At 63.0% G+C, this 13,094-nt stretch carries 12 protein-coding genes and 3 tRNA genes; 4 read left to right on the forward strand and 11 right to left on the reverse strand.

The window, feature by feature from the left end; translation table 11 throughout:
- The first annotated feature begins 7 nt into the window (after positions 1 to 7).
- A complete protein-coding gene (locus tag DM08_RS05305) occupies positions 8 to 436 on the forward strand; it encodes a hypothetical protein (protein ID WP_051937806.1) in 429 nt (142 codons plus the stop codon).
- A 3-nt stretch (positions 437 to 439) separates the two neighbouring features.
- Here the strand turns inward: DM08_RS05305 and truA are convergent, their stop codons facing one another.
- From truA to leuC, 8 genes are all read right to left on the reverse strand, one after another.
- A complete protein-coding gene (gene truA / locus DM08_RS05310) occupies positions 440 to 1,198 on the reverse strand; it encodes a tRNA pseudouridine(38-40) synthase TruA (RefSeq protein WP_035383592.1) in 759 nt (252 codons plus the stop codon).
- Complete coding sequence (locus DM08_RS05315; RefSeq protein WP_051937807.1) at positions 1,195 to 1,806, reverse strand: CbiQ family ECF transporter T component; 612 nt, start codon at positions 1,804 to 1,806, stop codon at positions 1,195 to 1,197. The genes truA and DM08_RS05315 overlap by 4 nt, the downstream gene beginning before the upstream one ends.
- Before the next feature lie 66 nt (positions 1,807 to 1,872).
- The gene (locus tag DM08_RS05320) at positions 1,873 to 4,119 is read right to left on the reverse strand and encodes a motility hub landmark protein FimV (RefSeq protein WP_035383593.1); all 2,247 of its coding nucleotides are present in this window, start codon (positions 4,117 to 4,119) and stop codon (positions 1,873 to 1,875) included.
- Positions 4,120 to 4,208: 89 nt separating this feature from the next.
- Positions 4,209 to 5,312, reverse strand: coding sequence for an aspartate-semialdehyde dehydrogenase (gene asd, locus DM08_RS05325; protein ID WP_035383594.1), 1,104 nt, complete (start codon positions 5,310 to 5,312; stop codon positions 4,209 to 4,211).
- A gap of 112 nt (positions 5,313 to 5,424) precedes the next feature.
- Entirely contained in the window at positions 5,425 to 6,480 is a 1,056-nt protein-coding gene (gene leuB / locus DM08_RS05330; protein WP_035383595.1) for a 3-isopropylmalate dehydrogenase, read from the reverse strand.
- Positions 6,481 to 6,501: 21 nt separating this feature from the next.
- Positions 6,502 to 7,140 (reverse strand): 3-isopropylmalate dehydratase small subunit, encoded by a 639-nt coding sequence (leuD, locus tag DM08_RS05335; RefSeq protein ID WP_035383596.1) that lies wholly within the window; start codon positions 7,138 to 7,140, stop codon positions 6,502 to 6,504.
- On the reverse strand, positions 7,141 to 7,425 hold the full coding sequence (locus DM08_RS05340) for a hypothetical protein (RefSeq protein ID WP_152555782.1): 285 nt from the start codon (positions 7,423 to 7,425) through the stop codon (positions 7,141 to 7,143).
- Between the two features lie 3 nt (positions 7,426 to 7,428).
- The gene (gene leuC, locus DM08_RS05345) at positions 7,429 to 8,841 is read right to left on the reverse strand and encodes a 3-isopropylmalate dehydratase large subunit (protein WP_035383598.1); all 1,413 of its coding nucleotides are present in this window, start codon (positions 8,839 to 8,841) and stop codon (positions 7,429 to 7,431) included.
- Positions 8,842 to 9,027: 186 nt separating this feature from the next.
- Between leuC and DM08_RS05350 the strand changes: the two genes are divergently transcribed.
- The 3 genes from DM08_RS05350 (at position 9,028) to DM08_RS05360 (ending at position 9,314) form a co-directional block, all read left to right on the forward strand.
- Positions 9,028 to 9,104 (forward strand) — tRNA-Pro (locus tag DM08_RS05350).
- A 35-nt stretch (positions 9,105 to 9,139) separates the two neighbouring features.
- A tRNA-Arg gene (locus DM08_RS05355) sits at positions 9,140 to 9,216 on the forward strand.
- A gap of 22 nt (positions 9,217 to 9,238) precedes the next feature.
- A tRNA-His gene (locus DM08_RS05360) sits at positions 9,239 to 9,314 on the forward strand.
- A gap of 63 nt (positions 9,315 to 9,377) precedes the next feature.
- Here the strand turns inward: DM08_RS05360 and DM08_RS05365 are convergent.
- The 3 genes from DM08_RS05365 to DM08_RS05375 form a co-directional block, all read right to left on the reverse strand.
- Positions 9,378 to 11,285: an ATP-binding cassette domain-containing protein gene (locus tag DM08_RS05365; protein ID WP_035383599.1), complete on the reverse strand. Its 1,908-nt coding sequence runs from the start codon at positions 11,283 to 11,285 to the stop codon at positions 9,378 to 9,380.
- A gap of 84 nt (positions 11,286 to 11,369) precedes the next feature.
- Positions 11,370 to 11,810 (reverse strand): hypothetical protein, encoded by a 441-nt coding sequence (locus tag DM08_RS05370; RefSeq protein WP_035383600.1) that lies wholly within the window; start codon positions 11,808 to 11,810, stop codon positions 11,370 to 11,372.
- Positions 11,811 to 11,856: 46 nt separating this feature from the next.
- Positions 11,857 to 13,029 carry an MFS transporter gene (locus tag DM08_RS05375; protein WP_035383601.1) on the reverse strand — a complete coding sequence of 391 codons (1,173 nt, stop codon included), beginning with the start codon at positions 13,027 to 13,029 and terminating at the stop codon, positions 11,857 to 11,859.
- Positions 13,030 to 13,094 lie beyond the last annotated feature (65 nt).

Genomic DNA, 13,094 nt, shown 5'->3' on the forward strand with positions numbered 1-13,094 from the left:
CTGCCTGATGATGTCCTCCGCCATGGAATACGTGTTCTTCGATCCCGCGCTGCAAAGCCGCTTCACCTCGCTGCTGGAGCAGCGGTCGGTGAGCTGGGAGGTGCGTACCGATACGATGGGAGGGACGGTCGTCGGCATCTCCGACGCGCTGCCGGACGAGGTCATGGACGAGATCGAGGCCTGTTACGACACCCTGCTCGACGAACAGTCGGAGCTGGCGACCCAGCACGAAGGCTGGGTGGACAAGCGCTTGGCCGGAGTCCAGGTACATCTGCCGGATGGCCGCGAACGCACCGTGGCGCTCTCGCCCGAGCTCGCCAACCGCCTGCTGGCACACTTCTCGGCAGAGGAAGTCGCCGAACTGGTGAACGCCATCGCCGCCAGTCTGAGTCAGGATTTCAACGGGCCGATCTGCTGCTACCCGGAAGCCAAGTAAGGCTCAACGACGCGGCAATCCCCACTTCGCGTCGTATTCCGCGCTGCAAAAATACAGCCCGTCCGGCGCGAAGGTAGGCGCGGCTAGGGCACGGGAGCGACTCTCCAGCACGTCGCGCACCCATTCCGGCGGGTGTTTGCCCTTGCCGACGTAGACCAGACTGCCCACGAGGTTGCGCACCATGTGGTGCAGAAAGGCATTGGCGGCCAGCTCGAACACGATCAGCTCGCCTTCGCGCCGGATGTCCAGACGGTGCAAGTGCTTGACCGGCGATTTGGCCTGACACTCTGCCGCGCGGAAGGCGGTGAAATCGTGCTCGCCCAGCAGATACGCTGCGGCAGCGCGCATCGCTTCCACATCCAGCGGCAGATGGAACCAGCCCACCTTGCCGTGCCGGATGGCGGGGCGCACTGGCCGGTCCAGCAGCACGTAGCGGTAACTGCGGCCATGCGCGGAAAAGCGGGCATGGAACTCGTCCGGCACGGCATGCGCCCACAGCACGGATACGTTCTTCGGCAGCAGCGCGTTGGTACCCCGCACCCAGGCAGACAGCGGACGCTCGACCCCGGTATCGAAATGCACAACTTGTTCTAGCGCGTGCACGCCGGTATCGGTGCGCCCGGCGGCGATCACCGCCACCGGCTGGGCGGCCACGCCGGACAGCGCGGCCTGCAACACATCCTGCACGGTGTTGCCGTGCGGCTGCGACTGCCAACCGTAATAGGCGCTGCCGTCATATTCCACCCCCAGCGCGATCCTCATAGCCACACCCACAACAGGAACAGTACACCCGCGCCCAAGGCCACGCCGTCACGCGCTCCCACGCGGTGATGCGGCAGTTCGATCACGCCGGGAGCGACGGTGGCCGGTGCCAGCATTTCCTCCAGACTGCCACGCCAACCCGCTTTGCGGCTGAACATCGCAGATTCCGCGTAGTGCAGGGTCAAGGCCAGACGCACCGCCAGCCGATCCCGCGCCAGGCCCAGGAAACGCAACGGCCAGCACAACCAATAGACTCCGCTGATGAGCTGCGGAGTATCCAGGCGAGTCAGCAGGATAGCCAGGGCCGCCAGTGCGCAGAACAACCGGCCCAGTTGCAACGCGCCGTCCTGCACGCCTTCCAGCGTCGGGCTGAATGCGGGCAGGTTCTCCAGCAAGGGGATGCCCGGCGTGGTCCAGGCATAGATGACGAGCAGCGTAAGCATGATCCAGCGGGTGCGGCGCAGCAACTGGCGCAGTCTATCCGCCGCCGCCCACATGGCGAGCAGCAACAGCACGGTTCCCAGCCCAAGTAGCAGTGCTGGTTTCGCCAGTTGCAAAGCCAGTGTCAGAATGATCCAGAGCAGGATTTGCGCTGCCGGGTGCAGCATCAGACTCTCCTTAAACAAAAACGGCAGCCAGCAAAGCTGACCGCCGCATCATGAGACATCGTGTGCTCAGGCCGATGGCAGCATCTGCAACAACTGCTCTGCCGTGGTTTTCTGCTCGGCATCCCCCTCGGCCATGACCTCCTCAAGGATCTCCCGCGCACCGGCATCGTCGCCCATCTCCTGATAGGCCCGCGCCAGATCGAGCTTGGTCGCCACTTGCAGCCATTGTTCACCCTTGGCATGCAACTCCTCTTCGGTCAGGTTGGTATCGTCGATCAGGTTCAGATCGACTCCTTCCATGCCCGGCAACGGCGGCACAGACGCAGTCTCCGGCGGAGTGAAATCGGCGATGGTCGGGATATCCAGCTCGACTTCTGCCCCTGCGACCGGGGCGGCGGGAGCTTCATGTACGGCGGATTCAACAGCGGCATCGCTAGGCTCAGCGACCGCCTCAGGCGCAACTGCAGGCGACTCGTCAGCAGTCACCGGAGCAACCGGCTCCTCAATCTCACCGTCCAGCAGGATCTCTGGCTCGCTCGTCGCTGCGGCAGCCTCCTCACTCACGGCGGGTTGCGCCAGGAACGTCGGGATCTCGGCAGCGATGTCGATGGCTGGCGCGCCCTCCCCTCTCTCAGGCTCTGCCTCGAACACTGGCTCCTCCTGCGATTCGGCAACGAACTCCGGTAGCGCTACGCTCGCGTCGGATGCCGGCTGATCCAGGGCGGCGAAGCCAGACTCCAGGTCCGCTGCCGACCGCGCCGCCTGATCCTCTGCAGCCTCCAGCGACATCGCGGCGGCAGAGATCTGGACCGGAGGCTCATCTTCCTCATCAGCCACCGTCACAGTCGGCTCGACCTCTTCCACGACCTCGGCGAGCGGCTCCTGGGTCACATCCACCAAGGCTTCAGCTCCTTCCTCGGCGATGGCCGTGTTGACCAGCAACTCCGAAGTCTCCGGCAGTGGCTCGGCGGCGACCGGAGCCGCCGCAGCCGCCGCGCCCGGTTTCTTGGTGGCAGTCTTTTCCTTACGCCCACGGCGCATGAACAACCAGCCACCCACACCAGCCAGCAACAGCGCCGCGCCCCCCCACAGGTATTTGGCGACATTCGCACCAGGCTTCACTTCCACCTCGGGCTCGCTCTTGGCCACAGCCGGGACCGCCGAAGCGGGCTCGGTCGCGGCTGCGGCAGACTCAGGCTGCGCGACGGCGGCAGCCGATTGTGCGACAGGCGGTGCGGCGCGCTCGGTAGGTTCTGCAGCGGCTGCCGAAGCCGCCGGGGCTACCGCAGACTTCAATTCGAGCAGACGCTGCATCTCGCGATTGTTCTTTTCCAGCATCGCGATCCTGTCCTTGCTTTCCTGCAAGGCCTGGTCACGTGCGATCAGATCCTCCTCCATGGCGTGCAGCTTATCCTTGAGGGATTTGACCTCGGCTGCGGACTTCTCCGCGCCGGGGGCATCTCCCTTGGATAATTTCAGCACTTCCTGATGGGACGAGGTGTCGGCGACATCGCGTGCCGATACGGCATTGCCTATCTTGCCGGATGACTGCCGGTCCGAAGCTTCGGTATCCGGCTCGGCCAGGCTGCCCGACACCTTTCTCCGATAGGCATTCCAATCGGCGACCTGTACATGAATGTCCCGACGCGCCGCAGACTGGGTGACAGCGGCCAGCTCATCGGAACCAGGCATGCGCAGCACCTTGCCGGCCTGGAGCCGATTCATGTTTTTGCCGCTGAATGCCTGCGGATTGGCGCGGTACAGAGCCACCAGCATCCGCTCCATGCTCACGTCAGCCGGTTTGTTGGCGCGGGCGATCTTGTTCAGGTTGTCGCCGGACTTGACCAACACACCGGCCGCCTCGGCTTGATCGCCTTTGATGGCTGGGGCCGTGGCAGCGAGGGAATGAGGCCATTGCGCTATGTATTCGCGCACGGCCTTGCCGGCAGACGAATCGACCTCCGCCAGCAAAGCCAGTTGCTCGGTATCCACCGGCGAACTGGAGCTCAGTTTCACCACATAACTGCCATTCAGCCGTTTCTCGGCATGTGCCGAGACATCACGCAGACTGGATGCGGACAAGGCTACGCCCGGATTCCAATATGCTTCAGGAGCGAATACCTTGACCACCAGGCCATCGGCTTCAGCGGCATCGGCAAGAGCCAGCTCGATCTCGGCCTGCAATGGCTGACCGCGCCCGGACAATATGGAAATATTGCCCAATGTAGCCGCGCCCGCCAAACCTCCCCATGCCAAGCCAACGGCAATAGCCAGAAACTTCAGGCGGGTATTCAGCTTGTTTTCCTTGCCCATATCTCACTCCCAAATCTGGACCAGCCAGCGTTCAACAGCAATGAATCGGTGATGCGCCAACTCTAGCAACCCATGGTTGCCTCAGCAAGTCATGCGCCCAGCAATATCCGCAAGGTACGACGCAGCGGTTCAGCCGCACCCCACAACAACTGGTCGCCACACACAAAGGCACTGAGGTATTCCGGTCCCATGTTGAGCTTGCGCACACGACCGACGGCGATGTCCAGCTTGCCGGTAACGGCGGTCGGGGTCAGCTCCTTGACGCTGAGCGCGCGGTCGTTGGCCACGAACTTGACCCACGGGTTGCCGCCACGGATCAGCGCCTCGATCTCGCTTAGCGGCAAGTCGCGCTTGAGCTTGAGCGTCAGCGCCAGGCTGTGGCAGCGCATCGCGCCGATGCGCACGCACAGGCCATCCACCGGGATGGTCGCCGAGGTTCCGAGTATCTTGTTCACTTCGGCCTGGCCCTTCCACTCTTCCTTGGACTGGCCGTTGTCCAGCGCCTTGTCAATCCACGGGATCAGGCTGCCCGCCAGCGGCGCGCCAAAATGCTGGGTCGGGAAGCTGTCAGAACGCATGGTCTCGGCCAGCTTGCGGTCGATCTCCAGGATGGCGGACTTGGGGTCGGCCAACAGATCGGCCACCGAAGCGTGCGCCGCGCCCATCTGGTTCAGCAGCTCGCGCATGTTCTGCGCCCCCGCGCCACTGGCGGCCTGGTAGGTCATCGAAGAGACCCACTCCACCAGCCCGGCATGGAACAAGCCGCCCAGCCCCATCAACAGGATGGAGTTGGTGCAGTTGCCGCCGATGAAATTCTTGCCGCCGTTGGCGATGGCGGCCTTGATGAGGTCGAGGTTGACCGGGTCGAGCACGATCACCGCGTCGGACTCCATACGCAGCGTCGAGGCCGCGTCGATCCAGTAACCGTTCCAGCCCGCCGCGCGCAGCTTGGGGAAGATTTCGGTGGTGTAATCGCCGCCCTGACAGGAGATGAGGGTGTCCATCGCCATCAGCTCTTCGAGGGCGTAAGCGTCCTTCAACGGCACGCCGCACCCTTCCGCCGGGGCCGCGCCGCCGACGTTGGAGGTAGTGAAGAACACCGCCTCGATGTGATCGAAATCCTTTTCCTCGCGCATCCGCTGCATGAGCACCGAGCCCACCATGCCGCGCCAACCGATCAAGCCTACTTTCATCGCATCAACCTCATCGTAGGGTGGGTTAGCCGCTTGCGGCGTAACCCACCGTTTCGTTTGGCGGGTTTCGGTCTGCGGACTCTCGTCCCCGCAGGGGAAACCCACCCTACCGTTACAGCGCCGCGACCACCGCGTCGCCCATTGCCGCACAACCGACCTTGTTCGTGCCTTCCGTCCAGATGTCGACGGTGCGGTAACCCTGCGCCAGCGCCTTCTTGACCGCGTCTTCGATGCGGGTGGCGTTGGCTTCGTCGTTGAATGTGTAGCGCAACATCATCGCGGCAGACAGGATGGTCGCCAGCGGATTGGCCACGTCCTTGCCCGCGATGTCGGGGGCGGAGCCGTGGCTGGGTTCGTACATGCCCTTGTTGTTCGCGTCCAGCGAGGCGGACGGCAACATGCCGATGGAGCCGGTCAGCATCGAGGCTTCGTCGGACAGGATGTCGCCGAAGATGTTGCCGGTGACCATCACGTCGAACTGCTTGGGCGCGCGGATGAGCTGCATCGCGGCGTTGTCCACGTACATGTGGGAGAGCTCGACTTCCGGGTATTCCTTGGACAGCTCGATCATCACCTGACGCCACAGCTCGGTGGTCTCCAGCACGTTGGCCTTGTCCACGGAGCACACCTTTTTGTTGCGCTTCATGGCGATGTCAAACGCCACGCGACCGATGCGGCGAATCTCCGATTCGGAATAGCGCATGGTGTTGATGCCTTCGCGCTCGCCGTTCTCCAGCGTCGAGATACCACGCGGCTGGCCGAAATAGATGTCGCCGGTGAGTTCGCGTACGATCATGATGTCCAGGCCGGACACCACTTCCGGTTTCAGCGTGGACGCGGAAGCCAGCTCGGGATACAGCAGCGCGGGACGCAGGTTGGCGAACAGGCCGAGTTCCTTGCGAATGCGCAGCAGACCGCGCTCGGGGCGCAGATGACGCTCCAGTTTGTCGTACTTCCAGTCGCCCACCGCGCCCAGCAGCACCGCGTCGGCGGCTTTGGCCAGCGCCAAGGTCGAGTCCGGCAGCGGATCGCCTGCTGCCTCGTAACCCGCGCCACCGATGGGCGCTTCTTCCATCTCCAATCCGATGTCCAGCGCGTTCAGCACTTTGACTGCCTGCGCCACGATTTCGGGACCGATGCCGTCACCCGGCAAAACTGCGATCTTCATGCTTATTCCCACTCTATAAAATTATGCGTACAACCACGGCTGCGCCGCGCGATGCTTGGTCTCGAACGCCTTGATATCGTCCACATGCTGCAAGGTGAGGCCAATGTCGTCCAGACCGTTGAGCAGGCAGTGCTTGCGGAAAGCGTCCACCTCGAAGGCGATCTGCTGGCCGTCCGGCGTAGTGATGAGCTGACGTTCCAGATCGACTTTCAGCGTATACCCGACGTTCGCCTCTACCGCCTTGAACAGGCCATCCACGATGGCCGCATCCAGCTTGATCGGCAGCAGACCGTTCTTGAAACAGTTGTTGAAGAAGATGTCGGCAAAGCTGGGCGCGAGAATGACGCGCAGGCCGAAATCTTCCAGCGCCCAGGGCGCATGCTCGCGGCTGGAGCCACAACCGAAGTTCTCGCGCGCCAGCAGCACTTGCGCACCGGCGTAACGCGGCTGGTTCAGCACGAAATCGGGATTCAGCGGGCGCTTGGAATTGTCCATGCCCGGCTCGCCGTGATCCAGATAGCGCCATTCATCAAATGCGTTCGGGCCGAAACCGGAACGCTTGATCGATTTCAGGAACTGCTTCGGAATGATGGCATCGGTATCCACGTTGGCTCTATCCAACGGTACGACCAAACCCTCAAGTAAGGTGAACTTACGCATCTACTCGCCTGCTTTCTCTAATTTCTCGCCGCCTTTTTGCAGCTTCTTGCCTACCCATACCTCGGCCTTCTTGACTCCTTCAACCGTGGCTTCGACACCTTTTTTCACGCCCCGGACCACGGCCTCGCCACCTTTCTCGATGCCACGCCCGGCGGCTTCACCACCCTGCTTCACACCGTCACCGACCTTCTTGGGCAGGCTCTCCTCCTGGGGCTGGCTCGTCTCCTCGGCATATGCCAGGGATGCCATCGCCATGAACAGGAGCGATACCAAAGCTCTTCTCATCGTCTACACCTTGCTGACATCGACAAAATGACCGGCGATGGCCGCCGCCGCCGCCATTTCCGGACTCACCAGATGGGTGCGCCCGCCCTGCCCTTGCCGCCCCTCGAAGTTGCGGTTGGAGGTGGAAGCGCAACGCTCGCCCGGCTCCAGTCGGTCGTCGTTCATCGCCAGGCACATGGAGCAGCCCGGCTCGCGCCACTCGAAACCGGCTTCGAGCAAAATCTTGTCCAGCCCTTCGGCTTCGGCTTGCGCCTTCACCAGTCCAGAGCCTGGCACCACCATCGCCAGCTTGACGTTGGCCGCAACCTTCTTGCCCTTGGCCACTGCCGCCGCCGCGCGCATGTCTTCGATGCGGGCGTTGGTGCAGGAGCCGATGAACACCTTGTCCACCTTGATCTCGTTGATCGGCGTGTTGGCAGTCAGGCCCATATAGGCCAGCGCGCGCTCCCAATCGCCGCGCTTCACCGCATCCGGCGCTAAAGCGGGATCGGGCACGCGACCATCAATGGAGGTCACCATTTCCGGCGAAGTACCCCAAGTCACTTGCGGGCGGATGCTGGCGGCATCCAGCTCAACTGTCGCGTCGAACGTCGCCCCCGCGTCGGAGTGCAAGGTCTTCCAGTAGGCCACGGCAGCGTCCCACTGCTCGGGCTTGGGCGCGAACGGACGGCCTTTCACGTAATTGATGGTGGTGTCGTCGCAAGCCACCATGCCGGCGCGCGCGCCCGCCTCAATGGCCATGTTGCACAAGGTCATGCGGCCTTCCATGCTCAAGCCGCCTATCGCGGAGCCGGCGAACTCGATGGCGTAACCCGTGCCACCCGCCGTTCCAATCTTGCCGATCACCGCCAGCGCGATGTCCTTGGCGGTGACACCACGACCCAGCGTGCCTTCCACCTTGACCAGCATCGCCTTGGATTTTTTCGCCACCAGACATTGCGTCGCCATCACATGCTCGACCTCGGACGTGCCGATGCCGTGCGCCAGCGCCGCGAACGCGCCGTGCGTGCTGGTATGCGAGTCGCCGCACACCACGGTCATGCCCGGCAGAGTCGCGCCCTGCTCCGGCCCCATCACGTGCACCACGCCCTGACGGATGTCGCCCATCTTGAATTCGGTCACGCCGAACTCGGCGCAGTTGGCATCCAGTGTTTCCACTTGCAGGCGCGAAATCGGGTCGGCAATACCGGCCACGCCGCCACTACGGTGGGTGGTCGGAACGTTGTGGTCTGGCGTCGCCAGCAGCGAAGCCACGCGCCAAGGCTTGCGTGCTGCCAGCTTCAGGCCTTCGAAGGCCTGCGGGCTGGTCACTTCGTGCACCAGTTGCCGGTCGATGTAGATCAACGCCGTGCCGTCGGCATCCTGCCGCACCACGTGCGAGTCCCAGAGTTTGTCGTATAACGTTTTTGTGCTCATGTACTTTTGCCACCTTTCGAGCGCGCAATTATGCCATAGCAAGGCCGCGAATAGCCGCAGCACAGCAACGACGACAGGCAAAGTCGACCCCTGGAGCACTCATACCGCGCCGTGCGCCAAGGTCCGCACGTCCGTTTTCAGAAAAGTTTGATTTATTCGATGAGTCTATGTATAGTGCGCGGCCTTCGGGGTGTAGCGTAGCCTGGTAGCGCGCCTGCTTTGGGAGCAGGATGTCGGGAGTTCGAATCTCTCCACCCCGACCAGGCAACCCGTTGATGTGTTGGAACCCGTAGAAATTGTGCCCGTAGCTCAACCGGATAGAGCACCAGCCTTCTAAGCTGGGGGTTACAGGTTCGATTCCTGTCGGGCACGCCAGACACACAACAAAAGTTCGATGGTGGCTGTAGCTCAGTTGGTAGAGCCCTGGATTGTGATTCCAGTTGTCGTCGGTTCGAGCCCGATCAGCCACCCCAGTCATGAAGCCCACGACCTCGGTCGTGGGCTTTTTGCTTTACCGTCAGCTCATGGTCACCGGATCAAGCCGAAGCCTTGGCTTCCAGCTGCTCCCAGCGATCCATCAGCACCAGCAACTCCTGTTCGATCTTGGCCACACGCTCCTGCAACTGCCGGGCATGGGCCGGGTTGTCACGGAACAGCGCGCCGTTGCCCAGAGTCACGGACAGCTCTTCCTGCTCCGTTTCCAGCGCCTCGATGCGCGCGGGGAGCTCGTCCAGCTCGCGCTGCTCCTTGAACGCCAGCTTGCCGGAAGGCTTGGGTTTGGCGGGAGCCGCCGGCTTGACCGCTGCGACCGCCGGTTTGGGCGCAGCCTGCTGTTCGGCGGCGAATCTTTTCATCCGCACCCAGTCCTCGAAGCCGCCCACATATTCTCTCAGCACACCGTCTCCCTCGAAGGCGATCACCTGCGTCACCACGTTGTCGAGGAAGGCGCGGTCGTGGCTGACCAGGAACAGCGTGCCGTCGTATTGCGCTAACAGCTCTTCCAGCAGCTCCAGCGTCTCGATGTCGAGGTCGTTGGTCGGCTCGTCCAGCACCAGCACGTTGGCGGGGCGAGTGAACAAGCGCGCCAGCAGCAGCCGGTTTCGCTCACCACCAGAGAGCGATTTCACCGGCGAACGCGCGCGCTCCGGCGCGAACAGAAAGTCGCCCAGGTAACTGATGACGTGCTTCTTCACTCCGCCGATCTCGATGAAATCTGAGCCCTGGCTGATGGTGTCGATCAACGTCGCCTCGTCGTTGAGCTGCGCGCGCAGCTGGTCGAAGTAGGCCACGCTGATCTTGGTGCCCAGCCTGACCTTGCCGGAATCCGGCTGCATCTCGCCCAGTATGATCTTGAGCAGCGTGCTCTTGCCCGCGCCGTTCGGCCCCAGCAGGCCGATCTTGTCGCCGCGCTGGATGCGACAGGAGAAATCGTCTATCACCTTGCGTCCGGCGAAGGTCTTGCTGACGCTCTCCAGCTCGGCCACCAGCTTGCCGGAGCGTTCGCCTGCCTCCAGATTCATCTCCACCCTGCCGACCTTTTCGCGGCGCTCGGCGCGTTCGCGGCGCAGCTGCTCCAGCCGCAGCACGCGGCCTTCGTTGCGGGTACGGCGCGCCTTCACGCCCTGGCGTATCCACACCTCTTCCTGCGCCAGCACCTTGTCGAACTTGGCATTCACCACCGCCTCGTCTGCCAGCATGCGCTCCTTGATCTTCTGGTAGGCGGCGAAGTTGCCGGGGAAACTGGCGAGCTTGCCGCGATCCAGCTCGACGATGCGCGTGGCGACGTTATCGAGGAAGCGGCGGTCGTGGGTGACCAGCAGCACCGCGCCCTGAAAGCTCTTCAGCAGACCTTCCAACCACTCGATGGAGGCGAAATCCAGATGGTTGGTCGGTTCGTCGAGGATCAGCACTTCCGGTTCAGCCACCAGCGCCTGCGCCAATGCCACGCGCTTGCGCACGCCGCCGGAGAGGTCGCCGACGCGCGCTTCCGGGTTCAGCTCCAGCCGCTGGATGGCGGTCTCGATGCGCGCCTGCACCGCCCAGCCGTTCTGTGCCTCCAGCGCGGTCTGCAAAGGCTGCAACTCTTCCAGCAGCTTTTCGTAGTCAGCATCCGGCTCGGCCAGTTGGTGCGACAGATGATGGTAGTCGATCAGCAGCTGCTGCAACTGCCCCAGCCCGCGCGCCACCTCGTCGTAGACGGTGGCATCGGCATGCAGCGGCGGCTCTTGGCTGACGTAGCAGATACGTGCGGTAGGGGCGCGCCACAGCGTACCATCATCCAGCTGGGCGGTACCCGCCAGGACCTGGAGCAGACTGGACTTGCCGCCGCCATTGCGGCCGATCAGGCCGACGCGCTCGCCCTCGTCGAGCTGGAAATCGGTCTGCGCCAGCAGATCGACGTGACCGAAGGCGAGTGAAGCTTTGTCGAGTATCAGATAGGGCATGGGGGATCGATCAAAAAAGAGCCCCGCCACGTGCGGCGGGGACGTTACGGTCAGGCCCCGGCGCTCGCACGGGGCCGGGAAAGGTCAGGCGCGTACCGGCTGCGACGACTGGTACAGGAACGAGAAACCGATCGCCCAGCAACCCACCGCCAGATAGCCGAACGCCACCGTGAATCTGGAGATCAGCATCAGGAGCAGCTTGCTGTCCACGAGCTGGAAGGTGAACGGGAACAAGAACAGGCCGACGGCCAGCACATTGCCCAGCAAGACCAGCTTGTGGCCGAAGCGGTAGCTGCTGCCCTGAGGATCGCCTTCCGGCGGCAGGGAACCGCGCACCTTGTTCACGAAGAAGATCACCGCAAACAGCAGGATAGCCCCGACCAGACGACCGGGTACGCCCTCTTCCGTCGTCGCCAGACCACACAACTCCAGCACCACGCGCCCGACGGCGGCCAGCCATCCCATGATCAGGGTCTCCGGAATGAGAAACCAGGCAACGAACAGATTCAAATTGGCAAAACGCATACTGATCCTTAACTTCTTGAGGTAACTGTCTATGGGAGCGGGAATCTCACGAGCGAGAGTCCAAGCCGGACCGCAACATCCACGCACAGACCAGCGCCAGCAATCCGGCACACAGGAAGGCTAAGCTGGCCCCCTGATAATGCCACAGCGTGCCGAACAAGACGCCCGCCGGGATGGCGCTCAGGCCAACGGCGAGATGATACCAGCCGAACGCCGTACCGCGCTCATGCTCGTGCGCCCGGACGCTGATCAAGGCCCGCTCCGAACCCTCGCTGAGCCCGGTGACCAGGCCGTAGACGATCACCGCCAACCACAGTGCATCGGTATGCAGCACTTGGGAGATGGCGATGAAGCTCAGGCCGTAGCCGATCCAGCCCAACATGGTCAGCCTGTCCAGCCCGAACGCATCGGCCAGCCGCCCGCCGTAGATCGAGGTCGATGACTTGGCGATGTTCAGCGCGGCCCACAGCAACAGCACCTGCACGATGCTCATACCCATCTCATTGGCTCGCAACAGGATGAAGCCCTCGGAAGCGCGCGCGAAGGTGAACACCACCAGGACCTGCAAGTAGTGCCGCGTCGGTAGCGACAGGGCGGACCAGGCCAGCGGTGCCGCGCGCAACTGCTCGGTCTCGACCTCCAGCCTGGGCGGCTCCTGCACGCCCCAGAACAGCAATGCCATCACCAGCACCCCCGGCAAAAAGGACCAGGAAATGATCTGCGGGATGCTCCAATCGCCCCACGTCAGCGCTGCGATGGCGATCAGGCTGCCGCCCATGGCACCTGCATTGTCGAGCGCGCGCTGAAAACCGTAGGCATGACCGTGGTGTTGCTTCTGCACCGACGAGACGAGCAAAGCATCACGCGGTGCGCTGCGTATCCCCTTGCCCACCCGATCCAGACTGCGCAGGACGATCAGCACGCCCCACCCGGTCACCAGCGAGATCAGGGGCCGCACCAGATTGGAGATGCCATAACCCAGCAAGGTCAGTTGCTTGCGCCGCCCGCTGCCAGAATCGGAATAACGTCCCGCCCAGAGCTTGAGAAAACTCGCCACCGCATCCGCCATGCCCTCGATCAACCCCAACACCACCGGCCCGCCCCCCAGCACGGTGGCCACCAGGATAGGAATGAACGGTGTCACCATCTCGGAAGCGAGATCATTGAAGAAGCTGACCAACCCAAGTATCAGTACCGTGCGCGGCAATCTATGTTTCATCCGTTGTCCATGGCTTGCGGGTTTATCCAGTAAAGCGAGTAGTTTTCCGCTAGAATGCGCCCCGC

The sequence above is a fragment of the Ferriphaselus sp. R-1 genome, from assembly GCF_000746095.1.
Taxonomy (GTDB): domain Bacteria; phylum Pseudomonadota; class Gammaproteobacteria; order Burkholderiales; family Gallionellaceae; genus Ferriphaselus.

What these genes read in the sequence shown, in the direction of transcription:
- DM08_RS05375 (WP_035383601.1), bottom strand. Translation starts at nt 13,029, where the DNA reads ATGAAACATAGATTGCCGCGCACGGTACTGATACTTGGGTTGGTCAGC.
- DM08_RS05315 (WP_051937807.1), bottom strand. Translation starts at nt 1,806, where the DNA reads ATGCTGCACCCGGCAGCGCAAATCCTGCTCTGGATCATTCTGACACTG.
- leuD (WP_035383596.1), bottom strand. Translation starts at nt 7,140, where the DNA reads ATGCGTAAGTTCACCTTACTTGAGGGTTTGGTCGTACCGTTGGATAGA.
- truA (WP_035383592.1), bottom strand. Translation starts at nt 1,198, where the DNA reads ATGAGGATCGCGCTGGGGGTGGAATATGACGGCAGCGCCTATTACGGT.
- DM08_RS05305 (WP_051937806.1), top strand. Translation starts at nt 8, where the DNA reads ATGATGTCCTCCGCCATGGAATACGTGTTCTTCGATCCCGCGCTGCAA.
- leuB (WP_035383595.1), bottom strand. Translation starts at nt 6,480, where the DNA reads ATGAAGATCGCAGTTTTGCCGGGTGACGGCATCGGTCCCGAAATCGTG.
- leuC (WP_035383598.1), bottom strand. Translation starts at nt 8,841, where the DNA reads ATGAGCACAAAAACGTTATACGACAAACTCTGGGACTCGCACGTGGTG.
- DM08_RS05365 (WP_035383599.1), bottom strand. Translation starts at nt 11,285, where the DNA reads ATGCCCTATCTGATACTCGACAAAGCTTCACTCGCCTTCGGTCACGTC.
- DM08_RS05370 (WP_035383600.1), bottom strand. Translation starts at nt 11,810, where the DNA reads ATGCGTTTTGCCAATTTGAATCTGTTCGTTGCCTGGTTTCTCATTCCG.
- asd (WP_035383594.1), bottom strand. Translation starts at nt 5,312, where the DNA reads ATGAAAGTAGGCTTGATCGGTTGGCGCGGCATGGTGGGCTCGGTGCTC.
- DM08_RS05340 (WP_152555782.1), bottom strand. Translation starts at nt 7,425, where the DNA reads ATGAGAAGAGCTTTGGTATCGCTCCTGTTCATGGCGATGGCATCCCTG.
- DM08_RS05320 (WP_035383593.1), bottom strand. Translation starts at nt 4,119, where the DNA reads ATGGGCAAGGAAAACAAGCTGAATACCCGCCTGAAGTTTCTGGCTATT.